The following is a 25888-nucleotide window of genomic DNA, read 5'->3' as shown; positions in this document are numbered from 1 at the left end:
AGCTGCTCAACTCATATTGGAGGTCCGGACCATACCCATACCTTTTTGGTAAAACCCAAATTATAAAATAATGGTATCATGAGCGGAAGTACACGCGGAGATCGTATTGGACTGTATCTGCAAGACAAGCGCCCACTGGACCGAAACGTCGAGCTCGCCCAATACGCAGAGGAGCAAGGCTTCGACGAGATTTGGCAGGCTGAATCACGGCTCGCACGGGACGCTATTTCGCCGCTTGGAGCGTATGCATCTGCGACGGACGAAATCAAACTCGGGACAGGAGTCATTAATGTATGGACGCGGAACGTCGCCTTGACAGCTCAAACGGCGAGTACGCTCGAGGAACTTGCTGGCCCCGATCGAATCGAACTCGGCATTGGTGCCTGGTGGGAACCCCTCGCCTCGAAAGTTGGCTGCAACCGTGAGAAACCACTCCTGGCGATGCGCGAATGGGTCGAAGCGCTCCACCAGCTTCTGGACATGGAGAACGTCACCTATGATGGCGAGTTCGTCGACCTGGAGGATGTCGAACTAGACGTCGTCCACGGTGACTCCGGGCCGCGCACGGTCGATGTCTACGTCGGCGCGACTGGCTTCCAGGCCCTGGAAATGTCCGGCGAGTACGCTGACGGTGTCGTCATGAACTATCTCGTCAGCCCGGAATACAACGACAGGGCCATCGACGCTATCGAGACCGGTGCGGAACGCGCTGGCCGCGACCTCGACGACATCGACCGACCCCAACTGGTTGTCGCCTCCATGGACCACGATGAGCAGAAGGCCCTCGACGACGCCCGGGAGCTTATCACGCAGTACCTGGGCCAGCAGCCCCACATCATGAAAGCAAGCGGTGTCAGCCAGGACCTCATCGACGACGTCGGGGATGCCATTGGTGGCTGGCCGGCCGACCACGAGGACATTCAGACGGGCATGGAACTCGTTCCGGACGATGTCGTCCGCAAGCTGACCGCAAGTGGCACGCCCGAGCAAGTCCGCGAGCAGGTCGCCGGCTACGTCGAGTCCGGAGCCGACGCCCCGATCATTTACCAGCTCGGTGACGATGTCGAACTGCTGGTCGACGAGTTGGCCGACGGTTACCTGTAAGGTTTCGTCATCGGCGAGGCGGGTATTTTCCGTTTTATGGTCGGAGCTACTGGTCTCCCCAAGTCTTGAGCCATGGTCACATGACCCTTTCAGGGCCGCTCGCGGTCGAATTACTCAAGTTATAAGTGCCACCCCCTATTACAAATTATCATGGCTCCTAACTGGGACCGTAACAGCAGTACTGCGTCCGACGTCTTCGAAACTATCGGCAACACGCCGCTCGTCGAACTGACCACCGCCAGTGAAGGTCTCGACGGGACGATTTACGCCAAGTGGGAATCGTTCAACCCCTCCAACAGCCTGAAGGACCGGGTTTACTACGAGATGATCACGCAGGCAGAGAAGCGCGGTGACCTTACCGACGACAAGGAAATCCTCGAGACCTCCACCGGCAATGCGGGCATCGCCTGCACGTTCGTCGGCACTCGCCTGGGCTATGACGTCAACATCGTCATGCCCGAGGGCATGAGCGAGGAGCGCAAGAAGCTGATCCGTGTCTACGGTGGCAATCTTATCGAGACGCCGGGCGCCGAGTCAGACGTCGACCTCGCGCAGGACAAGGCCGAAGAGATGATCGAGGAGAACCCCGGCAAGTACTGGTTCCCTGATCAGTTCTCGAACGAGGACAACATCGCTGCCCACAAGAAGACCACGGGCCCGGAGATCACCGACCAGCTCGGTGGCGCGCCGGATGCAGTCGTTCACGGCCAGGGCACCGGTGGGACGATCACTGGCATCGCCAAGCACATCGTCGAGGAATACGGCGAGGATGCCACGGAGATTTACCCGCTTGAGCCGTACGAGGCTCCGCTGCTTGCTGAAGGCGAATGGGGGGCTCACGAGATTGAAGGAATCGGCGATGGCTTCATCCCAAAGAACCTCGACCCGGCCCTGTTCGAGGGTGTTGTTCGCGTCGAAAGTGAGGAAGCCCTCGAAATGGCCGACTGGTACCCGAAGAACGAAGGTATCTTTGCCGGCATCTCCAGCGGGGCCAACCTGGCGGGAGCGAAGAAGGTCCTCGAACAGCGAGACGAAGTTGATTCGGTCGTCACAGTGGTCTGCGACGTTGGCGAACGATACTTCTCTACCCGGCTGTTCGAGGAGGATTACGAAGTCGACGTTCCGGACCGCGAACACCCGATTGACGAGCGGTCAGAGGAGCTTCTGGACAAGCACCAGGACAGCTGGCTGATGATCGAGTAACGGAGTTATCTTCCCCCTACGGTTTCGGACGGACTGATTCCTCGATTTCAGTATTCAGGAACAAAAGAGCCAGTGCCATCTGGCCAAATTGGACCGCTTTGAACGAAAATACCCTTGCGGGTCACCAATACAGTGCGAGGAATCAAAACCCACTCAGTCCGTCGCTATTCTCCGAAGACCGCGTCGATCTCTTCGATTTCCGGCGGCAGGGAGTACGGGTCCCGACCTGCCTTTTTCGCGTTCTCGAGATCTTTGAGACCGTAGCCACTGGAGACGACCACTGCGGACTCCCCCTTTTCAATGACGTCTTTCTCGATGGCCTTCTCCACGCCCGCCACAACCGCAGCGGCTGCCGGCTCGACGAAAAGCCCCTCGCTGCTCCCGAGCTTGAGCTCGCCCTTTAGAATCTCCTCGTCCGAGACGGCCACCGAATTGCCGTCACTTTCTTCCATCGCGTTGACGGCCTTTTTCAGGTTGGCCGGTGCCGCGACCGCGATACTGTCGGCGAGAGTTTTTGCCTTCTCGTCGAGGCTCTCCTCGCCGTGGAAACCTTCATGGATGACCGGAGCGCCCTCTGCCTGGACGCCGAGCATCTTCGGGGTCTCGTTGATGTAGCCGAGTTTTTCGAACTCCTTGAGCCCCTTCCAGACGCCGGCGATAGTGCAGCCGTCACCGACCGAGACGACAACCCAGTCCGGAACGTCGCCCTGGGTCTGTTCGGCGATTTCGAGGCCGGCAGTTCGCTTGCCCTCGACCTGAAACGGGTTGAACGCCGCGTTGCGGTTGTACCAGCCGTACTTCTCCGTGACTTCCAAGCTGAGTTGGCCAGCTTCGGGGTACGTTCCTTCGACCTGAATCACGTCGGCGCCGTACACGAGCGGCTGAGCGAGTTTGCCCTCCGGCGCTGATTCGGGCACGAAGATACGGGCCTTTAGGCCCCCACGGGCGGCATATCCGGCCAGTGAGGCTGCGGCGTTGCCTGTCGATGCACAGGTCACGACGTCGTGGTCGTGGTGTTTGGCCTTCGTCACCGAGACAGTTGTCGCACGGTCCTTGAAGCTTGCCGTTGGATTGCGACTGTCGTCTTTCACGCTGATTTCGACGCCCAGTTCCTCACTCAATTGCGGGGCCTCGATCAGGTCGGTGCCACCCTCGCCCAGGGTTACGGGTTCAGCGTCCTCTGCGATCGGGAGGAACGGCCGGTACTTCCAGAGGTCCGGAATGTCGCCGTCTGCTTTGCCGTCGAAGTCCTCAGCGATGGCGTCGTAGTCGTAGACCACGTCGAGGAGACCATCCATTGGGTTATCGTGGTTTGGACACGTGTACATAATTCCGTCTGGCTCGTATTCCTCGCCGCACTCGATGCACCGATATGCTTCGACATGCTCCATTCCCATGGAAATTGCTTGCTTCCCCCGGGACCTAAATTTGCCGTCTCGTGCCTCCCGGGGAAAAGGTGTTTGACGGCTGCCTGATTTGGTAGAAGTATGGCTGGCGGGTATCAGACCTCCGTAACGAGGGCGGCAGCAATCGAGCAAATCGAAGCGCTCCGTGACGAATTGGTTCCCACTCTCGATGTCGAACGAGTGAAACCTGGAGCGGGCATCAAACATCGGACTGTCGCTGAAGAGGTCATTGCGACCGCTGACCGACCGGCTTATGACCGATCGATGATGGACGGATACGCCGTCGACTCGACGGCGGACTATCCAATGGCGGTGGGTGAAGACGTCTTTCCGGAGGACGAGCAACGGTCCGTCCCGGCAAAGAAAGCGGTCCGAATTACCACCGGCGGTCCACTTCCCGAAACGACGAATGCGGTCATTCCCTCCGAAGATGCAGTTCTCCAGGACGGCAAGCTACACGGTCCCGATGTCGAACTTGGCGAATACACGTACCGACAGGGGAGCAACGTTACCAAAGGTGATCGAATATACGAGCAGGGGGACCGACTCGCTGCTCGGGACGCTGTCCTTCTCGATGACCTCGGTTTTGATGCCATTCCTGTCTACCGCCCCTTAGCGGTCGGCGTCCTTGCTACAGGGACCGAGATCCACGAGGATCCTTCGATGGACCGCGATTCAAATATGCTGCTCGAACTATTCAGGTCGTGGGGAGCGGAAACCACCTACGAGGGAGCGGTTCGGGACGACCCCCAAGTTGTCGAAGACACGATTGGAGCGCTAGAGGCAGCCTATGACGTGATTGTAACCACGGGGGGTACGAGTCGCGGAGTGAAGGATTACGTGCTCAATGCGCTCGAAAACCAGGGAGAGGTCCGATTTCACGGGGTCCAATTTCGCCCTGGCAAGTCCCTCGGGATTGCGAGCTTGGATTCGGCTGCCGCGTTCGCGATTCCGGGAAAACCATTTGCCGCCTATACGATCACGGCCTTCCTATTGCGCCCGTTTTTCACTGGCAAATCGCAGTTGCCGAGGGTCCAAGGCGTTTGTCCAGTAGACGTCGGTGTTCCCAAGCCTGATTTCACCTATGCAATCCCGGCCACGATAAAGGACGACGAGGTGATTCCGCTCGGACATGAGGCCTCGGAAATGCCGATTTATGGAAACGTCTTCAAATCGAGTGCGCTGTCGGCGGTCACGCGAGTGGCTCGGGCTGATGGGGCTCTCCTCGCTTCAAAGCCTATCTCGGCAGGGGAACAAGTTACGGTCGTTCCCTATGATAGCCTCGAATGAAGATGCAATCCCAGGCGCGAACCCAAAGGTTGGCGGGGGCGAAAGACGACAGCAAAACGATTGCCGATGGGGGACAACAAGAGTCGACGACGATCAAAGCAAGTGACCTCAATCGTGACCATCCGGGGCCACAGACTGCTGTTGGTGGGGCCATTCTGGCTGCGGGGAAAGGCGAACGATACGAAGGGACCTACAAACTGCTCGACACCGTCGAGGGGGAACCATTGATTCGCCGCGCTGTTGCACCCTTCGTCGCGAGTTGTTTGGAAGAGACAGTTCTGGTGGTTGGCCATAAAGCTGAAGAAGTCAGGGCGGCGGTTTCCGACCTTGAGGTCACGGTCATCATGAACGAGGCGTACGAGGACGGTCAAAGCACCTCCCTTCGACAGGGCGTCGAAGTGGCTCGCGAACGAGGTTGGGACGCCATCGTCTACGGACTGGGAGACATGCCCTTCGTGGATGCAGATACGATCGATGTAGTCGTTCAAGGGTATCTGGAAAACAACGGCGAGATCATCGCTCCGGCCTACGAGGGCAAACGTGGCAATCCAACACTGTTCGGCAGCGACACGTATGAGGCACTTTCGGCGGTCACAGGAGACACAGGGGGTCGGCCAGTGCTTCGATCGAGGTCCGACCTGGTCGTTTTGGAGACTGACGATCCGGGAGTGCTTCGAGATATCGACGTCAAAAGCGATCTCTAAACTTTATGTGCGGTCGGCTTTCGGGCCACGGGGAATAAACTCGCCACTCCCCGGTTCTGAATAGACGTCGTGGTCCTCGGCTGCGATCTCCCCATCGAAAATGACGGTGTCGACTTTCGCCGACCACTCCATGCCTTCGTATGGTGTCCAGCCGCCATTGAAGGCCAGGTCGTCGGCCGAAACGGTGTAATCTTCGGTTCCGATCAGGACGAGGTCGGCGTCGGAACCGACTCGTATCGTGCCCTTCCGTGGGTAAATTCCCGCTTCACGAGCCGGGCGAGCGGACACGAGTTCGACCAGTCGCTCCCAGGTGATCCGGTCCTCGTGGACCCCGTCGCTGATCAGGAATTCAAGCATGGTCTCGATGCCCGGAAGGCCAGCGTACGGCTCCCAGATGTCGTCCCAGCCTTTCTCCCGTTCTTTTTTATAGGTCGGGAAGTGTTCGCTGGCCAGCAGGTCCACCGTCCCGTCTTCAACTGCCGTCCAGAGCCGCTCGACTTCCGCCTCGGATTTGAGGCCGGGATTCACCTTGAGGAATGGACCAAGGTCGGCTGCGTCCGTCTCCGAGAAGGCCAGGTAATGCGGGCAGGTCTCGATCGTGATCGGTGTCTTTGCCCGACTTTTGAATCGAGCTGCCTCACGGACACCGGATCCACTCGAAATGTGCACGGGGTGCACCGGACATCCCGTGTACTCGCCGAAGAACCCGATTCGGCTAACTGCGTCGAGTTCGGCCTCGAGCGGACCCGTTTTCGGATATACGGCCGGATCATTCGAATCGATGTCTTCCCGAGCATGGTCGAGGATCCCCTGATTTTCGCTGTGAACTCGCACTTTGCCGCCGGCCTCACCGACCTTTTCCATCAGTTCGACGATTCCGCCGTCGTCCATTTGGTAGGGTTCGGCGGTGAACGTCTTGAAATCGGGAACGCCCTCGGCCATAATTCCATCCACGTCGATCCCTGGATCCTGAATGTTCCCGGCGATCAGGCCGTAATCGATGTGCGCGAGATCACTCAGTGTTTCCCGCCATCGTCGTATCTTTTTGGGCGTATCCTTTGGCGTCTGAGTGGGCAGCATGACGACCGAGGTAACGCCGCCTGCGAGAGCACTCTCACTCTGTGACTCGAAGTCGATCCCCTCCGGAAAGAGTCCCTCGTCGTGCATGTGATTGTGCACGTCGACGACCCCTGGAAGCGCATAGCGTCCCTCCCCGTCGATCGTTCGGATGGCGTCGGACGGGTCGACATCGACGTCGGGGGCGACCGCCACGAATTCACCGTCCTCGACCGCTATCGATCCGGTTTCCACACCTCTCGGTCGGACGATCGATACGTTTTTGATGAGGATGTCTACCATATGATACCCACGGTTGCGCGTGCCCAAAAGTGTGCCCGAAACGAAGTTGGACTGCAATCAGCCTCCTTACCGAACTTCTTCTGAACCGTGTGCAAATCGTTCTGGGATTCGCTGAACTGCGGGACGGGGACCGACATATGCGACCGATTCGCATTCAAACCAAATACATTTATAAAAGACCCGCTGTATCAGTTTTTGTATGGAGCTAAACGCAGGTATACTGGTGACGATGAACGAAACGTCTGACGTACTGGAAGACGTTCACGTTGTGGTTGAAGACGGTGAAATCGTCGAAATCAACGATGGGTTCGTCTCCGGAGACGATGTCGTTGACGCGTCGGATGAAGTCGTAATCCCCGGGTTGGTGAACAGTCACACCCATATGTACTCACTTCCCATCCGTGGGGCACCCTTGGATGTCAATCCACAGAGCTTCTATGAGAACCTCACGGATATCTGGTGGCGAGTGGACGAAGCGTTCACCATGCAGGATGCCCGCCTCTCGGCCGTCGGATCTGTCAAGGAGATGCTGGAGGGCGGCGTAACAACGTTCTGTGACAACTATTCAGGGCCAAACACGCTTCCAGGGGGTCTTGAAGCCGTTGCCGAGGGCGTAAGCCAAACCCCGATCCGAGCGATGCTGTCTTTCGAGGCAACCGCTCGAAACTCCGTCGAGGAGGCGACCGAGGGAATCGACGAAAACGACCGCTTCATTAACAAGAAAGAATCCGAGTACGAGAATATCGAGGGCCACTACTGTCTCCACACGTTGTTCACGAACACCGAGAAGACGGTCGAGGACACCGTTGACCGGGCAGTTCGTGATGACCGACCGATTCAGTTGCACCTGGAGGAAGGGCTCGTTGATGTCCACGAATCGATCAAAAACCACGGAAAACGGCCAGTGCACGCTCTGGATGATATGGGCTTTTTCGACGCCGATGTCATCGCTGCCCACGGGGTTCACGCCACGGAGGAAGAAATCGAGGTTCTTGCGGAGAACGATGTTCGTCTCGCCCACAACCCCTATTCCAACACGAACAACGCTGTCGGCATCGCTGACGTCGAAACGATGGAGGAAAAGGGGCTGACGATCGGTATCGGAGACGACGGATGGGACCCGGACATGTTCGAGACCATGCGGTCCGCGGTCGGAATTCATAAACTCAAGAACAAAAACCCGAGCGGGTTTGACGCGGCAAAGGCTCTGGAATGGGCAACCATCGGGAGCGCCACGGTGCTTGGGATGGAGGACGAGGTTGGGAGTATAGAGACCGGAAAGCGGGGCGATTTCACTGTCTTGGATCTAGGGCCAAACCCGGTCCTTCCGGAGAGTGTTGCGTACTACGTCGTGAACGCAGCCAGCGAGAAAGACGTTACCAAGACAGTCATTGATGGCGAGGTCGTCTACGAGGAAGGCAATGGAGTGACGGGAGTTTCAGACGCTGACCTTCGGGCAGTTGGTGAGGCAAGTCAGGAACTTTGGGAGCGACTATAGAGTCGATTAGACTCTCCTAACTGCCTTTTCCACAAAATGTGTTTCTCCTTTGTGTTGTGGTGTAACATTTGTAATCACTCCACGTTTTCCTGCACCCCAAACTTTCGGACTATGTGAAGCCCACAGATTTAATACACCCTAAGGTTGTATATTACATGTCGCCCTGCGATACGCAGTCCACCAAACTACTATGCAGCCAAACCATGTCACAGGACAGTTGTTGTAAAGTCGGACGAGTCTCGGCCCAATATGGGGTCCGTGGAACGTCACCGACGTTTGATTCGATCGACGAGACGCTATTAGCGCGGTGGAAAGGACGCGAAGGGTTACGGGAACACGGCTATCGGACGCTCACAGACTGGTTTAACCGTCGACTCCTGAAACAGACCTACGAAAAACACGGCCGAAGGACCAGTGATACCCAACTCGCTGCCGAATACGATATCCTTGTGGGGGACGACGACCTCGAACGGTTAGAACTTTCTGACGAACTGGCGACGGACGGTATAGACGCTGACGCGATTCGAACTGATATGGTTTCCTGGAGTTCAATGCGGGTGCATCTAACCAATTGTCTCGGTGGCGAGAAAGTACGGAAAGCCGAGACCGATTGGGAACGTAACAGCATCGAAATCGCTCGGTCGCAAGCGGTCACGAAAATCTCGGAAGCGGTTTCGTCCTTAGGATCGAAGGGTCGCGTCGACGGGGGCGCGTCCGCTTCCGTCTCGGTCGACGTCCAATTGGAATGTTCCCAATGTGGGTCTACTGTTCCGCTTGTTGTCGCGCTCGATCGGGGATATATTTGTGAGACCCATGACAAATCATAGGAGTACCGTCCTAAAATAGGAAATTGCCGGACCGAGCAGTTCAATGGCGTCCCATCGCTTAGCATACAGGATCTTGTAAATTTACTGTGCGTGTCTTGTAGGGCGCCTTGCTGTCCAGGCCGAAACAAACGGAAACAAGAATATTGCCTGCTCCAAAAAACCAGTAATATTACAGTGGGGTGCCTCGAAAACCGATCCGTATGGACTTCGATCCAGTCACTGAAACAGATCCGAAGGTTGCCGAAGCCCTTGAAGGAGAGACCACGCGGCAAGAGGACACGCTTGCGATGATTGCAAGCGAGAATCACGCCTCAGAAGCGGTACTAGCTGCCCAGGGGAGCGCACTGACGAACAAGTACGCTGAGGGGTATCCGGGTGCGCGCTACTACGGCGGCTGTGAGAACGTCGACCAGGTTGAGCAGTTGGCAATCGACCGCGCGAAAGAGCTTTACGATGCCGACCATGCCAACGTGCAGCCTCACAGCGGGACACAGGCCAACATGGCCGTCTACTTCAGCGTTCTTGAACCAGGAGACAAAATCTTGTCCTTGGACCTCAACCACGGCGGCCACCTGAGCCACGGTCACCCGGTTAACTTCTCCGGCAAGCTCTATGAGGTTGAACAGTACGAGATCGACCCCGAAACGGGCCGTGTCGATTACGAGATGCTCAACGAGAAGGCCCACGAGTTTGAACCGGATATCATCGTTTCCGGGTTCTCCGCGTATCCCCGAGTAGTCGATTGGGAGCGGGTTCAAGAGACGGCCGACGAGGTTGGTGCCTACCACCTCGCGGACATGGCCCATATAACTGGGCTCGTTGCGACCGGTGAGCATCCCAACCCCGTCGGAATAGCTGACTTCACGACCGGTTCCACCCACAAGACAATCCGCGCTGGCCGCGGCGGGATGATTCTCACAGACGAAGAGCACGCCGATGCTATTGACAAGACTGTCTTCCCCGGCATTCAGGGCGGTCCCCTGATGCACAATATCGCGGGGAAGGCCGTCGGCTTTGCAGAAGCCCTTGAACCGGAGTTTGAGGACTATATGGAGCAAACCGTTTCGAATGCGAAAGCGCTGGGGGAGAGTATGATGGAGCGAGGCTTCAAGCTAGTTTCCGGCGGGACGGACAACCACCTCATCCTCGTCGACTTGCGTCAATCCCACCCCGACGTGACCGGAAACGACGCCGCAGATGCTCTCGAAGAAGCCGGCATTGTCCTGAACGCTAACACCGTGCCGGGCGAAACTCGCTCGGCCATGGAGCCCTCGGGCATCCGTATCGGCTCGCCAGGGTTGACGACACGAGGCTTTGATGAGGCTGAAATGCGGGAGGTCGGAGCGCTCATCAGCCGCGTTCTTGACAACATAGAAGACGAAAGTGTCATCGCCGAGGTTAGCGAGGAAGTTGAACGGCTGACTGACGAGCACCCGCTTTACAAATAGGCCTCGTTCGGGGGTGCCACCACGAGGGTGGGTTAATTGCTACATTTTAAGGCGGATTAGCCCGTGAGCACTGTGTATGGCTGATGCGTTCCGCACACAAACAGGGGTCCCTCGTGGGCAATACAATTTCGAACGACAGCCCGAAACCGACCAATCTTTTGAAAACGCCCTCGAGAAGGCCCGTGCGGGCCACCGGTTATCTGTTGCCGATGGGATCGAGTTGATGACAACGGGCTCGGAAACGGCGGGTATATCCCAACAACGGATGGGACGTGTCGTCAAGGCTGCGGACGAACGCCGCCGCGAAGTGGTCGGTGAGGAGGTTACTATTGTCGCGAATTTAAATAATAATGTGACCTCCGCGTGTGGAACCGGCTGTTTGTTCTGCAATTATCGGGATAACGCCCACACGTTCGAGTCAGGGACAAAAGAAGAGAGTCGAGGCTTTACGAAAACGCCGGCAGAATCCCGAGCAATTGTCGCAGACGCGGTCGATCGTGGAATCTCCGAGGTGACCTCGGTCAGTGGGCTGCACCCCGCGCTGACACTTGATGAGAACCACCGCGAGATCATCGAAGACGAGATCGCTGTCAATTACAAACCACCGGCTGCGTACACGAAATCACCTGGAACCTACACTGAACAGATCCAGGCAATGTCGATGGAGGGGGTTCATGTGCACTCAATGACGCCGGAAGAAGCTGATCACGCAGCTCGTGGTACCGAGTGGGATTACGAGACGGTCTATCGGCGATTGAAGGAAGCTGGATTGGACTCCGTTCCTGGAACTGCAGCCGAAATCCTCGTTGACGAGGTTCGGGATGTTATCTGTCCAGGCAAAATCGACACGGCCACCTGGTTTGAGGCGATGGAGGGCGCCGCTGCTGCGGGCCTCCCAATGACGGGGACAATCATGTACGGCCATGTCGAGAACGAGGCCCATCGGGTGTTGCACCTGAAACGGATTCGCGATCTTCAGGACAGGATGGGCGCGATGACCGAATTCGTGCCACTATCGTTCATCCACGAGGATACTCCCCTGGTTGAGCGGGACATGGTCGATGCGGGTGCAACCCCAGCCGAGGATACCCTCATGATAGCAGTTTCCCGACTCTTTTTGGATAATATCGATCATATCCAATCTTCATGGGTCAAGTTCGGCAACGAACGTGGGCTCGATATGCTCGAAGCTGGGGCGGACGACTTCATGGGGACGATCCTCTCTGAGGAAATCACTAAACGTGCAGGCGGTGGCAACGGTGAATTCCGCTCGTTTGCGGACCTCACCTCGTTGATCGAGTCGATCGACCGCATTCCCGTCGAGCGGTCCACCGACTACGACATTCGACGCCGCATCGATTCTGCGAATGGTCGGCCTGGTCCGGGGCTCGGACCGAAAGCGGATCTGACACCGTTGTTGAATCGGGACGGCGAGGAAACTGAACCGGCTATATTGGGCGATTGAATCCGACAGCACTTCGAAAATATAGTTGCCTGTTAGCCGATTGTGACGGTCCGGTCCGTCGTCTCGACGATTTCAAGCAGGTCTCCCATCGTCGAATGGGGTCGCAACTCGTTGACTTCTAGTCCGCGAGAATCGAGACAGGTACCACACGCATACAGCTCCCCACCTTCGGTGTCGAATTTTCGAATCACACCGGCCGGATTGTAGGCGTCGGTGTCGACGGTCGTTGCCTCGACGCCGTCCCCGAGGAGGAACGCATCGACCGAATGCCCACTTTCGAGGGCTTTGTTAGCGAGTCGAAACCCGTTCCACACGCTTTCAGCGTCTTTCGTTTCGACGATAAGACCAAGGTGCATCAGTTTCAGGTGGGGGATGCTCGTCACTTAACAGTTCTGTCGGTCAGGAGCGGCATTTTCGGAATATCGGGAACGACGACTTCCATAAGACCAAATTTTTCAACGCAAGAGGTGAACTGGAACGGAAGAATACGAATCGAAACGAGGTCCCAGTTATAACTTCAGACCGAGGCCGGCATAGACGCTCGCAGCGTCGACCACATTATCGACGTCCACCTGCTCGTTAGCCATGTGTGCCCATTCCTCCTTTGAGGGGCCAAATCCAATCGTCGGCACCTCGGCGATACCCATCGTATAGTTGCCAGAGGTGGAGAAGGTCCACTTTGTGACCTCCGTGTCTTTCTGGAGTACGTCGTCGACAACTGACTTGGTGTCTTCGACGAGCCAGTGGTCCTCTTCAAGGAGCCATGTCGGCATGTACTTCCTGGATTCGAGTTCGTAGCCCGTCCAGGACGGGGTGTCAAAGTCGATCGTTTCGATCGTTGCGCTGACGTCGTCGCCGTAGATATCGACGGCCGAATCGACAGCGTCCTGGAGTTCAGCATGGACGGTGTCCTCATCCTCGCCGATCGTCAGTCGCCGGTCGACGTAAACCGTGGCAGCCGCAGGTACTGCATTGTTGGACGGGGTTTGCACGTCCAGGTTCGTCCCGACAATGGTCCCTTTTCCGAGGAATTCGTGTTCCTCTGTCTCTTCGTTGAGTTTCTCGATGCGCTCCAAAATGGCCGACGCGTGGTACAATGGATTGATCCCTCGCTCGGGAGCGCTCGCGTGGCTTGATTTGCCGTCAAGTTCGATCTTGAGTTCGCAGCGACCACGGTGTCCACGCTTCACGCGCATCTCCGAGGCCTCCCCGATGACCACGGCCCGGTAGTCGACATCCAGTTCTTCAAAAACGTACTTCATCGAGTGGCCCTCCCGGACTTCCTCCATGAGTTCGCCCGTCACCCACATGTCATGCTCGGGTGTGAAGTCCAGGTTCGCGACGGCCGCCCCACCATACACCATCGAAGCCATGGCGCATTTCATGTCGGAGGTACCGAGGCCATACATCAACCCGTCCTCGATTTCAGCCGCATAGGGGTCCTTGTCCCACTGGTCGAGGTCGCTTGGACCGACTGTGTCGATGTGGGAGTTGAACATAACCCCTTCATCGGACTCACCCTCGACGATCCCATGAACGTTCCCGAAGTCGTCGATAAAGGCTTCGTCGTACCCTAAATCCTCCATCTCTTCGAGAATGCGCTTTGCTACTTCCTCCTCATCTTCGCCAATTGTCGTCGCCGAGTGGATCGAAACGATATCTTGCAGGAACGAAACGAGGTCATCCTCGTGTTCAGCAACCCATTCGTCAATGGCCGCTCGTTGGTCAGTTGTTAAACTCATAACTCTCGTTTAATCTGATTCGTGCCCTTTGCTTAAGAATGACGGATTTACATCGTTCTCTGGGCGGGGAGCCCATCGGTCCAACACCTGGGAGGTGATTTTCGCCACCCGGGGGAAATGGTTAACAGGAACCGGTTGCAAACCCACATTGTGATTTCGGACGAACACGACTACGATGTCGACATCCGGATTCCAGAGTCCGAAATCGACCGATTAGTCGAAGTCGATCCGACTGAAGGGACCATTCAGTCGGAGTTGACCTTCGCACGGAACGTCTTCATTCCAGTCACTACCGCGTGCCGATATACCTGCACCTACTGCACCTTCTACGATCCACCCGGTCAGGAGTCGCTTATGCGGCCGGACGAAATTCGACAAATGGCCAGTAATGCAGTCGAAGCAGGGTGTACGGAGGCTCTCTTTACGTTGGGGGACGACCCCGACGATCGGTATACGTCGCTCTATGAGGAACTCAAGACGTTAGGCCATTCTTCCATTCACTCGTATGTTCGAGAGGCAAGCGAAATCGCGTTGGATGAGGGATTGCTTCCCCACGCTAATCCAGGGGACCAGACCATGGACCAAATGGAACTGCTGGCTCCGGTGATGGCGAGTATGGGCGTCATGCTTGAAACGACCGCTGAAGTCGATGCCCACGCTGGATCTCGTCGAAAGCGACCAGCAAAGCGACTTGCGACCATCCGAAATGCGGGCGAACTCCAAATCCCGTTCACGACTGGCATCTTATTCGGGATCGGGGAAAACTGGAACGACAGGGCTCGAAGTCTGTTGGCTATCAGGGGTCTCCATCAACGCTACGGGCATATTCAGGAGGTGATCGTCCAGCCGGTCTCACCGAACGAACGCTGGGACGGCGGTTCACCGAATCTCGAAACGATGCAACGAGTTGTCGCCATGGCACGGAAGGCACTTCCTGAGGACGTCGCAGTTCAGGTGCCGCCGAATCTGGCGCCGGTTCGAAATTTGGTGGACAATGGTATCAACGATTTGGGCGGCGTTTCACCGGTGACTGATGACTTTGTTAACCCGGATTACGCCTGGCCGGCCGTCGAGGAAATCGAATCGATCGCCGAAAAAGCAGGTGTTCCACTTCGTGAGCGTCTCCCCGTTTACGAACGGTACTTGCCTGAGAATGGTCTTTCCAATGACTGGATTTCTGAGGCAGTTGGCCACGTTATATATGCAGACAACCCAATCGGACGACGGTATCGGAACCTATTGGCGTCAGAACCAGGACCCAGAGTCTAATGGAATGAGGGCACTCGGGACCTGTTTGTCAACATAGGAGGTGAACACGAACCGATGTCATACCAAATCGATATCGATGGTAAAGTTTCCACCAAAGAATTAAGCATGTCCATCGCTGATAGTCCCACGCACGGTTATCATTCACATGGAATTCACACTTCAGGTTAACGGAGCGCAAATATCTGTCACGGCGGAGGCCGAGGAACCACTTTTGGATGTTCTCAGACGGAACGGTTACACTGGACCAAAACGTGGCTGCCGGTCTGGTTCTTGTGGGTTTTGCACAGTGTCCATCGACGGTGAAGTGGAGAAGGCCTGTCTTCGCCCGATGGAGACGGTCGCTGGCTCGGAGGTTGAAACGATATCCGCGTTGGGAACCCAGTCTGATCTGCACCCCGTTCAGGAAGCGTTCGTCGACAATTCCGCACTCCAATGTGGATTCTGTATCCCTGGTATGATCATGCGAACGAAAGGATTGTTGGAGTCCAATCCGGATCCTGATCGCGAGGAGATCCGTGAGGAACTCTCGGAAAACCTCTGTCGTTGTACCGGGTACGAAAAGATCATTGACGCCGTCGAAGATGCAGCGGCTCGAATGCCGGCTGAGGTTGCAGATGGCGGTCTGCCGGAACCAACGACAGAAACGGAGCCCATAAGCAATGAGTAAACCACAATCAGGAGAGCAGGAGTCCCAATTGGACGAATCGTCGGAGTCGGAACCCGAGACCGAAGAGCACCCGTTTCACTGGCCTGAATCGGCCGACAACCGGAAGTCACTCACCGACCGATTCGCGATCTCCGAATCGGCCGAAAAGGACGACGCCAGAAAAATCGTCACCGGCGATGCGAAATATACGAGCGATTACGCGTCGAACTTCCCAAATCTCCTCGAAGGGAAAGTGCTCCGGTCGGAAATCGCCCATGGCTATGTGACAAACATCGATACGAGCAGGGCCGAACAGATGGACGGGGTCCATACCGTTCTCACACCGTGGAGTGAGTCGGTACCTGAAAAGCCCTACACCTCTGCCGGACAATCCTATATGGAGCCATCACCGTATGACATGCGGGTTCTCCGGAAGAAAGTCAGGTATGTGGGTGACCCCATTGCTGCGGTCGCCGCAACTGATGGACGGACTGCCATCCAGGCCATGCGGGAAATTGATGTCGAATACGAGCAACTTGATCCAGTTCTGGACCCGGAAACTGCTCGGTCGACTGCCGCCCCGCAAGTTCACGATTCGGAAACGGTCGAAAACAAACTCCCGGGTCACGATTACGAACGGAACGTTGAGGCCCACGCCGAGGGTGAAATCGGCGACGTCTCGGCGGCCTATGAAGAAGCCGAGGCCCGCGAGGATTGGACAGTGGTCGAATCAGACTGGGAAATGCCCTATCAATCCCATCTTGTTCCGGAGCCACATACGACCATCTCTCGGCGGGACGAAGACGACCGACTCCACGTCATTACCAGTACGCAGGTCCCGTATCACACCCGACGCCAACTGGCGCATCTCTTCGACGTTCCGATTCGGGATATCCGGGTGAGTAAGCCGCGAATCGGGGCGGGGTTCGGAGCGAAGCAATCGCTGCTTATTGAACCCATCGCAGTCGCCCTTTCGGAAGCAGTCGGGCGGCCTGTGAAACTCCAAACGACCCGGCGTGAACAGTTCTTTGCCGGGCGTTTCCGGCGACCGATGTCGATCAGCATGAAGAGTGTCGTCACAGACGACGGTGCGTTGAAGGCTCTCGACATGGAGACCCTCTCGAACAGCGGGGCATATGGTCCTCACGGCTTGACGGTTACCGGGTGTGCCGGAACGAAACCGCTGCCGTTGTATCCAAACACGCCGAACATGCGCTTCGAGATGGACGCCGTCCACACGAACCTTCCAGTTCCGGGGGCAATGCGTGGCTATGGCGCACCCCAGGGACATTTTGCGGTCGAGGGCCATATCGGGGAGGTCGCCGACGCAATCGACATGGATCCGATCGAGCTCAGACGGAAAAACATGGTCGAAAACGGTGACCTGGACGAGGCCTCGGGAATCACTTCGGGGGGTGAGGGCCACGTCCGTCGGATCCGCTCGTGTGGCTTGGAGGATTGCATCGACCGTGGGAAAGATGCGATCGGTTGGGGCGACCTCAAGCAGTCGGATGCGGAACACGAGCATCGGGCAGTAGGGATGGCTCTCTCGGCCCAGGGTAGTGGCGTTGCCGGCGACGAACTCGGGGCTGCACACATAAAGATGAACGAGGACGGATCCTTTATTCTGCAGACCGGTGCCGTCGACACTGGCCCGGGAGCGGATACGGCCATGTCCCAGATAGCCAGTGAAGTGCTCAAAGTAGATCCGGCGGATATCGTCGTGCAGCCTTCTGATACGGACATCTCGCCGTTCGATTATGGGGCGTACGCGTCTTCGACGACGTATGTCACTGGCCACGCCGTTAAGAAAGCGGCTGCCGACGCTGCAGACTCGATCCGACGGATCGGCGCCCGGATGCTGGAGATACCTGAGGCCCGGGTTGAACTCGACGGTGGATCAGTCGTCGACACTGAATCCGCCAATTCGGTGTCAATAGAAGCGGTCGGCTACGAGTCGATATACGGTGAAGCGAACCGTGAACAGATTATGGGACAGGCCAGCCATAGTACGGACCAATCTCCGCCACCATACGGGGCCCAGTTCGCTGACGTGACCGTTGACGATAGCACGGGCGAGTTCACCGTCAATAAACTGGTCTTTGCCGTGGACTGTGGGACCGCAATCAATCCAAAATTGGCCGAAGGTCAGGTCGAAGGTGCGATGCATATGAGCTACGAGTATGCCGTTAGTGGTGGTCTCGAATTCGACGAACAGGGTCGACCGCTAACAACTGACTTCCGGGAGTATGGAATGCCGACGACGGCGGATCAACCGCCATTGGAATCAATTCTTGTCGAAACCCACGAACCGACTGGCCCATTTGGCGCGAAATCAGTCGGCGAAGTCCCAACAAATGCCGTCCCACCAGCACTGAGTAATGCGATCGATCGGGCCGTGGACGTTCGAATCAGAGATTTGCCGATCACTGCGGAAAAGATCGCTGCGAAGTTGAACGAGTAGGAACGTTCGAACGGTCCTTTCACAGGGATATGTACTACCTGATGTGAATCTTGTGGTGTCTACGTTTACGGTCCGTTATATATCGATTAGCCGTGTCCGAGTGCTGCCAATCTAAACCAAGAGTGGCCGTAACCTTTTAGAATTAGGCCTCTGAGCAATGAGTATCGGTACCAATAATGTCAGAAACCACTATACCGGAAGACATCGAATACGACATTGAGGACAGACCTCCGTTAGGAGAGGCGATACCGCTGGGCCTCCAACACGTTTTCGCAATGTTCCTGGGGAACGTTGCGCCACCGCTCATTGTCGCGGGTGGAATCGGGATGGCGACAGGCGAAACGACGTTCCTGGTACAGATGGCACTGATCGTCGCCGGAATCGCGACGATCGTTCAGGTATCCCCGATCGGACCGGTGGGGGCTCGATTGCCGATCGTGATGGGGACGAGTTTTGCCTTCCTCGGGCCAATGATCGGGATAGGCAATTCCTTCGGCATCAGCGCGATTTTCGGTGCCGCTCTCGTTGCGTCGCCGGTCGAAATGATTGCCGGATTTTCACTCCAGCGGTTCAGGAAGTACTTCCCACCGCTAGTGACGGGCGTTGTGGTGATGCTAATCGGTTTGACATTGATCCCCACGGGAGTGGATTACGCTGCTGGGGGAGTTGGTGCAGCTGACTACGCTTCGTTTGCAAATCTCGGCCTTGCTGGCCTCGTTTTCCTGGTCACGATCCTCCTCAATCAGTTCTTCGAGGGTATCTGGCGTATTGCGTCTGTTTTTATCGGTATCGTGGTCGGGTACATTGTTGCGATTCCTATGGGCATGGTTGACTTCAGCACTATCGCGCAGGCAGGTTGGTTTACGGTGCCGATTCCACTAAAGTACGGGATCAGCTTCCATCCAAGCGCGATCGGGACAATTGCGTTCATGTATGTGATAACAAGTATGGAGACGATTGGTGACATTTCGGGCATCGTGGCTGCGACAAACCGCACCCCAACTCGGGAACAACTTCGCGGTGGCCTCTTAGCTGACGGAGTAATGAGTGCCTTCGCGGCGATTTTCAACGCAATGCCGAACACGTCTTTCTCGCAGAATGTCGGTCTTGTGAACTTTACGGGCGTGGCAAGCCGTTACGTGGCCGGCATTGCGGGAGTCATTCTGGTTATTCTGGGCTTCATCCCCAAAATCGGGGCCATTGTGTCCGCGATGCCTGACCCAGTATTGGGTGGTGGCGCGGTCATCTTATTCGCCATGATCTTCGGTTCGGGATTCAAACTCATCAAACAGAACGTCGAATTCAACCACCGGAACAACACGATTCTCTCAATCGCCATTGCGTTAGGATTGATGGTCCAGATGCGACCGGATATTTTACAGAACTTGCCGGCTACGTGGCAGAACTTCTTTGGTTCGGCCCTGATTGTTGGTGGGTTTGCTGCCCTCCTGCTCAATATCTTCGTCCCTGGCGGGGGCGTGGGGACCGGAAGAACCGAATTGAGTGACGGGTTGGACGAGGAGACGGCCTCCGGTCTGGATATGGATTTCGACCAAGCTAGCGATTAACTGATTGTTCATTTTCGGCTCGTTTTGTGGTGACAGGTTGGATTAGTCCCAAAGTGAGCACGAAAACTGAGACGAAACGGAGACCGAATAATTGACCGTGTTTTGATATTATAGCCGCATTCAGTATGCCACATCCACCACTACTTTTACTACCTGTGACCTTGTACTGCATGTAATGCCCACGATTCGCGTCCGAGATTGGACGAAGGCGCGGCTAGATGAAATCCGGGAAAGGCAGAACCACTCTTCGCACGATTCTGTCGTCAAGACGTTGTTAAAGGACCATGAGCTAGCAGCGGCACGAGAACAGGCTGAAACGAGTTTAAACGGGACAAAACAGGAATACGAAGCTCCGAGGGACGATACTGAATATGCGGTTCAGGGGATGAAAGTTCTTGAGGAACTGGAAACCCCCAAGGACAATGTAGGCTTTTTGTGGTGTCCGAATTGCAATTCCGAAGTCGCCCACTTTACCTTTACCGAACCGAGTTCTTTCGACGACTTCGAGACATCGTGTCCGCAGTGTTTCAACGGACTCGACCAACATGCCCTGGTCGCTATTGAGATTGACTATCCACTCGAACAGAAACTGGTGAGCGATGAATTGGCCAAAGACCTGAAAACGGCGGTTATCGATTACTGGGACCGTCGCCTGCAAGAGACTCCAACAGACGTTGGAAGCATGAACGACCGGGACCACGTTGAGCGGTTGGTGTGGGAATTCGACCAATACGCCAAAGATTTCATGTGGGATTGGCCAACTGATGTACCGGTTGTCGGTTTGGAATCAGGGAACGCCTACAAAAACACGACAGATAAGGAAACTATCGAAATTCTCGAACGGGTTCCAAAAGGTGGGACGAATATTGATGCCTTCCGAGTTAAACGCTATTCCGAGGGTTCAGGCGACCAGACGGAATCGGAACTCCTGGAATCCGAGCCGGTGTGTAATCTTCTCCGAAATCGGAAATTGGAACTGATAGAATAACACGGACTTAGGGTGTGTAAAACGGAACATCTCAATGGTTCGAGCGCAAGCGAAACGTTGATTGGGTATAGTGTAAGAACTGTATACATGAGACATCCAGTCCCCAGTCGTTTTGCGAGGGGTGGGTTTCAAAAAACCAAATTGGGCGGTATTATTGGACATCAAAGCGGTAACTGGTTTCAGAAATGCGGGATGAACTCCCGATGACCGTCGAAATATCGATAGCAAACGTTGGCGGGATCAGAAACGGTCAATCGACAATAGAGTCGGGTTTGAACGTCGTCAGGGGAGCTAACTGGAAGGGTAAGACCAGTTTCATTCACGCCGTCGAATCCGCACTGGGGATTCCCGTCTCGATAACGGAGGGCTCCGATTCGGGGTCAGTCACGCTTTCGGGAGATGGACTCGACGCAAATGTCGAGATCACCCAGACAAATGGGACACCGGCCATCACCGGTACTCCGATCCTTGAAACGAAATCCGCGCAAGCGAAAGCCCGATTGTACGCCTGTCTTGACGAATTAAACCCCATCAGACAAGCCATTCGAACCGGTGAAAACCTCGAATCCGTTCTTACACGACCGCTCGATCTCGAGAATATTGACGAGAGAATCGGCGAACTGAAAAGCGAACGGGATCAGATCGATTCCGAGATCGCGAAAGCCGAGAACAGTAAAAACGCTATCCCGCAGGTCAAAGAACGGATAGTAACCCTGGAATCGCAAATTGCTGAACACAAGTCTCGTCTCGAAGAACTCGAGGCCGGGGAGGGTGAAGGGGTATCTGATAAACGAGATGAACTGAGCCAAGTCCGATCCAAGCGGAACAGACTGCAATCGGAAATTAACCGATTGAATCGTTCGATCGACCGGTACAAAGGAAAAATCGAAGAGTACGAATCCGAACTTCAATCCATCTCGGTCGAGGATATCGATGTAGACTACGGGGACATCGAAGCCAAAAAGGAGGAACTCGATGAGATCCGGAGCGATATTAAGGTACTCGAATCCCTGTTTACAGCGAACAACCTGGTTTTAGAAGAGAACAGCCTCGGTCTGATTTCGGATGTCGAACACGGACTGGATACTGACGCGTTCCAGTGTTGGATCTGTGGCGGAGAAACGACTCGACAGGAAGTCGAGTCGAACATCACCCAGTTACAGGAAAAACTCCAAGTCCGTCGTTCGAAACTGAACGACATAAAGGGAGAACTGAACGCGTTAGAGACGGAATATGAACAGCATCAACAACAGCAGAAACGGAAACAGGTCCTCGAAGAAGACATTCAGGATTTGGAACGCGAATTAGCCGATAAGAAACAAACGCTTGCTGACCGCGACGCTACTGTCGCGGATCTAGAAACGCGAATCAACTCCCTTAGCGCCGACGTCGATGAATCCGTCGAAGAAATCACGGACATTGAAAGCGAACTCAAGTTCCGCCAAACTGAACTTGAAGAAGCCGAGGAGGAACTGGAACAACACCAGCGTAGTGCATACCAACTGGACCAGTTGGAAGACCAACGCGAGGAGATCCGCGAGGAATTGACGGAACTCCGTGACCGCAAGTCATCGATTAAAGCGGAGATGAGAGAGACGTTCCAAGAGACGATACAGAAGATTATCAACGACTTCGAGACCGGGTTCGAGTCGGCACGGTTGACTTCGAATTTCAAACTGGTCGTCGCACGAAACGGCCATGAGGCGAACCTTGAAGCCCTCAGTGAAGGCGAACTCGAAATACTTGGGTTCGTGGCTGCACTCGCTGGATATGAAGCCTTCGATGTTTCGGAAACTGTCCCGTTTCTCCTACTCGACGGGTTAGAGGCCCTTTCTGACGATAACCTCCACCAAATAGTCACGTACTTCGAAAATCGGGCCGAATATTTACTCATTACAGCCCATCCCGAACATGCGAATTTCTCGGGGCATCAAATCGATCCGACAGAGTGGAAGACCGTCTCGAATAGCGTGATGGCTGGTTTAAACTGATCCAGTGATGATACTCCCAAGTTAGCGAACGAAACTACTCAATCTAGATTCGCTGATTTTGGAATGCTTGGAGCGCTCAATTCCCTCTGCTGTGACCGCTCTTGCCGAGGCCCATTGAATGCCGGCTTGATGTCGAGTATCGGGGTCTCGTCGATCATATCAACACCCTTAATCGATATCTCGTTTTTCTCGATGGCCGTTATTTCACAGCGGGTTATCGAAACCGGGTTCGGACGGTCCTGTGATCGTGTTGCAAAAACCCCTTTTTCCCCATTGTTAAGTCGAAGTAGTGACCGGTCAGCACCGTCCGCATACCAGACGACATCGATTAGTTCTCCTTCAGCCAACCCCTTTATTGCATGATCCAGTGGTGATCTGAGTGTTATCTTTCCCTGATGATCGGCGAGAAAACCCTGGGATGGAGCATCAGAAAACGTGTCGAACGGTGTTTCAACCGTTCCAATGGGGTCAAGCATAATCATAATCGGGTTAGTAGATAGTAAAGGCTTGCAACACCGAAATAGTTTCGCCCAACCAGTCGGTCAGAACAGATGTTCCACAGTATTTCATACACAATGAGAACGGGAATGGCATTGGGTCGGGTTTAATACTATGGTAGCAAAAATTTCGAAGGGATGCAAACGATTGGAATCCTCGGGGGAATGGCTCCCGAATCGACGGTCGAATATTATCGTCAACTCATTCAGGCGAGCCATGAGGAGGGATGGGAAAAACGATATCCTCGGACGATCATCTACAGTCTGAACTTTGAGGAGTTCTACAATCCACTCGAAAAGGGGAACGATGACCGTGTCATGGACCTGTTACAGGAGGGAATCACATCTCTGGACAGAGCAGGCGCTGATTTCGCTTTACTCGCATCAAATACCCCGCACAAATATTTCCGGCGGCTTGAAGAAACGTCTCCAATTCCTCTCGTAAGTATCGTTACAGCAACCGCTGAGGCGGCCAGAAGCCAGAATTACAAACGTATAGGCGTTCTTGGAACGTTGTTTACAACTAATGGGACTTTTTATTCAGACGGCTTCGAAAATTATGACCTCACTATTGCTAATCCCACAGAAGAAGAAAAGAAGTGGATGCACGAGAAGATATTTACAGAATTGACGAACGGAGTGCAAAAAACCGAAACGAAGCAGGAACTCATCGAAATAGTGGAAACGATGGCTGGGGACGAAAATCTTGACGCTGTTGCGCTTGCCTGTACTGAATTACCGTTACTCTTGGATGATGATGATTTGCCGGTGCCGACGTTGAATACGACGGCGTTACACGCCCGCTATGCGTTCGACACAGCAATCAAATCTTAAACCAGTATCGGTACGCATTTCCAGTTTCCCTGCAACTGAGTGGCTGTGGTTAATGCCTTTTGTACACCTTCATACTTGATGCCTCTCAGGGTGGGCGAAAATCGCCGGTACCTTTAATGCATCTTTCTGTTAAAAATTGGGCGTAGCATGTCTAGCAGCACCGGTGGTGGGTCGTGGTTTGCCCGCTATTTTGGTTTTGAAGAAGCAGGTACAGACTTACGGACTGAAATAATTGCAGGCGCGACGACGTTCCTGACGATGTCCTACATCATCGTCGTCAACCCGGCAATCCTGAGTGAGGCCATTACGATCGAAGGATATGGCCCAGGACAGGTCTATCAAATGATTGCAATCGCCACGATCATTGCCGCTCTCTCAGGGATCGTGGTAATGGCGTTCTACGCCAATTTACCATTCGGCCTTGCTCCAGGGATGGGGTTGAACGCCTTCTTCGCGTTCACGGTCGTTATCGGAATGGGAATCGCGTGGCAGACTGCACTCGCAGCAGTGTTCGTCGAAGGGATCCTTTTCATTCTGTTGACGGCAGTCGGGGCACGAAAGTATATTATTCGGCTCTTCCCGAAACCGGTTAAATTCTCGGTCGGGGCCGGTATCGGTGTGTTTTTGCTTTTCCTTGGTGTCCTCGAACTCGGAATCGCAATTCCAGATCCAGCAACTGGCGTTACGCTCGGTCCCATTGCACAATCACCGGCTTCACTTCTCGGTGTTGCCGGGCTTTTGTTCACGCTCATGCTCTACGCCCGCGAGATCAAGGGGTCCATCATCATCGGCATCACCTCCACAGCAGTGGTCGGGTGGTTGTTGACGATATTTGGTCCGTTTGCTGAAGGCGGAGCGTTGACACCCCAGCTGGTTGACCCGTTCTACAACATCATGCCGCTCGTGGGAGCATTTGTCGACGGGTTTGCCACTATCGAACCACTTTCGTTCGCGGTGATCGTGTTCACGTTCTTCTTCGTGGACTTCTTCGATACGGCGGGCACCCTGATCGGAGTTGCTCAGTTGGGTGGCTTCCTTAACGAGGAGGGCAACCTCCCCGGTATCGATAAGCCGCTTATGGCCGACGCGGTCGGGACGACTGTCGGTGCCATGGTCGGTACCTCGACTGTTACCACCTACATCGAAAGTTCGACCGGTGTCGAAGAGGGTGGCCGAACGGGAATGACCGCCCTCGTAGTCGGGTTCTTCTTCCTGGTCTCATTGGTCGCGGTACCAGTGATTTCAGCTATTCCGACTTACGCTTCGTATATCGGGCTCATCGTGGTTGGGCTCATCATGCTCGAAGGCGTCACTGACATCGATTGGAGCGATCCTCGGTGGGCGATTCCGTCGGGATTAACCATCACGTTAATGCCGTTAACTGCGTCAATTTCGAACGGATTGGGTGCAGGTATTATCGCGTATCCGGTCGTGAAAGTAGCCTTGGGTGAGTGGGACGACGTGCATCCAGGTGTCTACGTTCTGGCTGCTGTCCTAGTCGTGTACTTCTACGTCCAGACAGGCATCCTGGCCTAAGAACAGCAGTTTGAGTTCGGTTTTAATTATTTACCACACGACATAGTGA

At 55.1% G+C, this 25888-nt stretch carries 21 protein-coding genes; 16 read left to right on the top strand and 5 right to left on the bottom strand.

The annotated features are described in order from the left end of the window. Positions 1 to 78: 78 nt before the first annotated feature. Together V5A26_RS00375 and V5A26_RS00370 are read left to right on the top strand one after the other, a co-directional pair. A complete protein-coding gene (locus tag V5A26_RS00375; RefSeq protein WP_332320036.1) occupies positions 79 to 1104 on the top strand; it encodes an LLM class flavin-dependent oxidoreductase in 1026 nt (341 codons plus the stop codon). A gap of 150 nt (positions 1105 to 1254) precedes the next feature. Beyond that, positions 1255 to 2307 (top strand): PLP-dependent cysteine synthase family protein, encoded by a 1053-nt coding sequence (locus tag V5A26_RS00370; protein WP_332320035.1) that lies wholly within the window; start codon positions 1255 to 1257, stop codon positions 2305 to 2307. 164 nt (positions 2308 to 2471) lie between these two features. On the opposite strand, the gene thrC is transcribed toward V5A26_RS00370, so the two are convergent. Beyond that, positions 2472 to 3704: a threonine synthase gene (thrC, locus tag V5A26_RS00365; RefSeq protein ID WP_332320034.1), complete on the bottom strand. Its 1233-nt coding sequence runs from the start codon at positions 3702 to 3704 to the stop codon at positions 2472 to 2474. A 90-nt stretch (positions 3705 to 3794) separates the two neighbouring features. On the opposite strand from thrC, the gene V5A26_RS00360 reads away from it, so the two are divergent. Continuing rightward, positions 3795 to 5003, top strand: a complete 1209-nt coding sequence (locus V5A26_RS00360) for a molybdopterin molybdotransferase MoeA (protein ID WP_332320033.1) — start codon at positions 3795 to 3797, stop codon at positions 5001 to 5003. Next, positions 5000 to 5707, top strand: a complete 708-nt coding sequence (locus V5A26_RS00355) for a nucleotidyltransferase family protein (RefSeq protein WP_332320032.1) — start codon at positions 5000 to 5002, stop codon at positions 5705 to 5707. Before V5A26_RS00360 ends, V5A26_RS00355 begins: the two co-directional genes overlap by 4 nt. A gap of 3 nt (positions 5708 to 5710) precedes the next feature. Here V5A26_RS00355 and V5A26_RS00350 read toward each other — a convergent pair whose 3' ends face one another. Next, positions 5711 to 7066 (bottom strand): dihydroorotase, encoded by a 1356-nt coding sequence (locus tag V5A26_RS00350; protein ID WP_332320031.1) that lies wholly within the window; start codon positions 7064 to 7066, stop codon positions 5711 to 5713. A 199-nt stretch (positions 7067 to 7265) separates the two neighbouring features. On the opposite strand from V5A26_RS00350, the gene V5A26_RS00345 reads away from it, so the two are divergent. From V5A26_RS00345 to cofH, 4 genes are all read left to right on the top strand, one after another. Further along, complete coding sequence (locus tag V5A26_RS00345; RefSeq protein ID WP_332320030.1) at positions 7266 to 8564, top strand: amidohydrolase family protein; 1299 nt, start codon at positions 7266 to 7268, stop codon at positions 8562 to 8564. 203 nt (positions 8565 to 8767) lie between these two features. Then, positions 8768 to 9391: a rod-determining factor RdfA gene (gene rdfA / locus V5A26_RS00340; RefSeq protein WP_332320029.1), complete on the top strand. Its 624-nt coding sequence runs from the start codon at positions 8768 to 8770 to the stop codon at positions 9389 to 9391. A 200-nt stretch (positions 9392 to 9591) separates the two neighbouring features. After that, positions 9592 to 10839 (top strand): serine hydroxymethyltransferase, encoded by a 1248-nt coding sequence (gene glyA, locus V5A26_RS00335; protein ID WP_332320028.1) that lies wholly within the window; start codon positions 9592 to 9594, stop codon positions 10837 to 10839. Between the two features lie 76 nt (positions 10840 to 10915). After that, entirely contained in the window at positions 10916 to 12304 is a 1389-nt protein-coding gene (gene cofH / locus V5A26_RS00330) for a 7,8-didemethyl-8-hydroxy-5-deazariboflavin synthase subunit CofH (protein ID WP_332320027.1), read from the top strand. Positions 12305 to 12336: 32 nt separating this feature from the next. Here the strand turns inward: cofH and V5A26_RS00325 are convergent, their stop codons facing one another. Both V5A26_RS00325 and V5A26_RS00320 read right to left on the bottom strand, forming a co-directional pair. Continuing rightward, positions 12337 to 12660, bottom strand: a complete 324-nt coding sequence (locus V5A26_RS00325; protein WP_332320026.1) for a DsrE family protein — start codon at positions 12658 to 12660, stop codon at positions 12337 to 12339. A gap of 153 nt (positions 12661 to 12813) precedes the next feature. Next, complete coding sequence (locus V5A26_RS00320) at positions 12814 to 14046, bottom strand: YgeY family selenium metabolism-linked hydrolase (protein ID WP_332320025.1); 1233 nt, start codon at positions 14044 to 14046, stop codon at positions 12814 to 12816. 150 nt (positions 14047 to 14196) lie between these two features. Between V5A26_RS00320 and cofG the strand changes: the two genes are divergently transcribed. From cofG to V5A26_RS00290, 6 genes are all read left to right on the top strand, one after another. Further along, on the top strand, positions 14197 to 15315 hold the full coding sequence (gene cofG / locus V5A26_RS00315; protein ID WP_332320024.1) for a 7,8-didemethyl-8-hydroxy-5-deazariboflavin synthase subunit CofG: 1119 nt from the start codon (positions 14197 to 14199) through the stop codon (positions 15313 to 15315). 145 nt (positions 15316 to 15460) lie between these two features. Beyond that, positions 15461 to 15982 carry a (2Fe-2S)-binding protein gene (locus V5A26_RS00310; protein ID WP_442908714.1) on the top strand — a complete coding sequence of 174 codons (522 nt, stop codon included), beginning with the start codon at positions 15461 to 15463 and terminating at the stop codon, positions 15980 to 15982. Beyond that, positions 15975 to 18425: a xanthine dehydrogenase family protein molybdopterin-binding subunit gene (locus V5A26_RS00305; protein WP_332320023.1), complete on the top strand. Its 2451-nt coding sequence runs from the start codon at positions 15975 to 15977 to the stop codon at positions 18423 to 18425. Before V5A26_RS00310 ends, V5A26_RS00305 begins: the two co-directional genes overlap by 8 nt. 176 nt (positions 18426 to 18601) lie before the next feature. Then, the gene (locus V5A26_RS00300; RefSeq protein ID WP_332320022.1) at positions 18602 to 19993 is read left to right on the top strand and encodes a uracil-xanthine permease family protein; all 1392 of its coding nucleotides are present in this window, start codon (positions 18602 to 18604) and stop codon (positions 19991 to 19993) included. Between the two features lie 175 nt (positions 19994 to 20168). Continuing rightward, a complete protein-coding gene (locus V5A26_RS00295; RefSeq protein WP_332320021.1) occupies positions 20169 to 20981 on the top strand; it encodes a hypothetical protein in 813 nt (270 codons plus the stop codon). Between the two features lie 203 nt (positions 20982 to 21184). Then, the gene (locus V5A26_RS00290) at positions 21185 to 22972 is read left to right on the top strand and encodes an archaea-specific SMC-related protein (RefSeq protein ID WP_332320020.1); all 1788 of its coding nucleotides are present in this window, start codon (positions 21185 to 21187) and stop codon (positions 22970 to 22972) included. A 38-nt stretch (positions 22973 to 23010) separates the two neighbouring features. Here V5A26_RS00290 and V5A26_RS00285 read toward each other — a convergent pair whose 3' ends face one another. After that, a complete protein-coding gene (locus V5A26_RS00285) occupies positions 23011 to 23448 on the bottom strand; it encodes an SAM-dependent methyltransferase (RefSeq protein WP_332320019.1) in 438 nt (145 codons plus the stop codon). Positions 23449 to 23607: 159 nt separating this feature from the next. Between V5A26_RS00285 and V5A26_RS00280 the strand changes: the two genes are divergently transcribed. Both V5A26_RS00280 and V5A26_RS00275 read left to right on the top strand, forming a co-directional pair. Then, positions 23608 to 24303, top strand: a complete 696-nt coding sequence (locus V5A26_RS00280; protein ID WP_332320018.1) for an aspartate/glutamate racemase family protein — start codon at positions 23608 to 23610, stop codon at positions 24301 to 24303. A 147-nt stretch (positions 24304 to 24450) separates the two neighbouring features. Next, the gene (locus V5A26_RS00275) at positions 24451 to 25839 is read left to right on the top strand and encodes an NCS2 family permease (protein ID WP_332320017.1); all 1389 of its coding nucleotides are present in this window, start codon (positions 24451 to 24453) and stop codon (positions 25837 to 25839) included. Positions 25840 to 25888 lie beyond the last annotated feature (49 nt).

This window comes from Halodesulfurarchaeum sp., from assembly GCF_036626455.1.
In the GTDB taxonomy this organism is placed as follows: Archaea; Halobacteriota; Halobacteria; order Halobacteriales; family Halobacteriaceae; genus Halodesulfurarchaeum.
The sequence above is the reverse complement of the archived record's forward strand: the minus strand, read 5'-3'. Positions and strand labels throughout refer to the sequence as shown.

Coding starts and splice junctions, on each gene's coding strand:
- V5A26_RS00375 (WP_332320036.1), top strand. CDS start 79: ATGAGCGGAAGTACACGCGGAGATCGTATTGGACTGTATCTGCAAGAC.
- V5A26_RS00370 (WP_332320035.1), top strand. CDS start 1,255: ATGGCTCCTAACTGGGACCGTAACAGCAGTACTGCGTCCGACGTCTTC.
- thrC (WP_332320034.1), bottom strand. CDS start 3,704: ATGGGAATGGAGCATGTCGAAGCATATCGGTGCATCGAGTGCGGCGAG.
- V5A26_RS00360 (WP_332320033.1), top strand. CDS start 3,795: ATGGCTGGCGGGTATCAGACCTCCGTAACGAGGGCGGCAGCAATCGAG.
- V5A26_RS00355 (WP_332320032.1), top strand. CDS start 5,000: ATGAAGATGCAATCCCAGGCGCGAACCCAAAGGTTGGCGGGGGCGAAA.
- V5A26_RS00350 (WP_332320031.1), bottom strand. CDS start 7,066: ATGGTAGACATCCTCATCAAAAACGTATCGATCGTCCGACCGAGAGGT.
- V5A26_RS00345 (WP_332320030.1), top strand. CDS start 7,266: ATGGAGCTAAACGCAGGTATACTGGTGACGATGAACGAAACGTCTGAC.
- rdfA (WP_332320029.1), top strand. CDS start 8,768: ATGTCACAGGACAGTTGTTGTAAAGTCGGACGAGTCTCGGCCCAATAT.
- glyA (WP_332320028.1), top strand. CDS start 9,592: ATGGACTTCGATCCAGTCACTGAAACAGATCCGAAGGTTGCCGAAGCC.
- cofH (WP_332320027.1), top strand. CDS start 10,916: ATGGCTGATGCGTTCCGCACACAAACAGGGGTCCCTCGTGGGCAATAC.
- V5A26_RS00325 (WP_332320026.1), bottom strand. CDS start 12,660: ATGCACCTTGGTCTTATCGTCGAAACGAAAGACGCTGAAAGCGTGTGG.
- V5A26_RS00320 (WP_332320025.1), bottom strand. CDS start 14,046: ATGAGTTTAACAACTGACCAACGAGCGGCCATTGACGAATGGGTTGCT.
- V5A26_RS00310 (WP_442908714.1), top strand. CDS start 15,461: ATGGAATTCACACTTCAGGTTAACGGAGCGCAAATATCTGTCACGGCG.
- V5A26_RS00305 (WP_332320023.1), top strand. CDS start 15,975: ATGAGTAAACCACAATCAGGAGAGCAGGAGTCCCAATTGGACGAATCG.
- V5A26_RS00300 (WP_332320022.1), top strand. CDS start 18,602: ATGTCAGAAACCACTATACCGGAAGACATCGAATACGACATTGAGGAC.
- V5A26_RS00295 (WP_332320021.1), top strand. CDS start 20,169: ATGCCCACGATTCGCGTCCGAGATTGGACGAAGGCGCGGCTAGATGAA.
- V5A26_RS00290 (WP_332320020.1), top strand. CDS start 21,185: ATGACCGTCGAAATATCGATAGCAAACGTTGGCGGGATCAGAAACGGT.
- V5A26_RS00285 (WP_332320019.1), bottom strand. CDS start 23,448: ATGCTTGACCCCATTGGAACGGTTGAAACACCGTTCGACACGTTTTCT.
- V5A26_RS00280 (WP_332320018.1), top strand. CDS start 23,608: ATGCAAACGATTGGAATCCTCGGGGGAATGGCTCCCGAATCGACGGTC.
- V5A26_RS00275 (WP_332320017.1), top strand. CDS start 24,451: ATGTCTAGCAGCACCGGTGGTGGGTCGTGGTTTGCCCGCTATTTTGGT.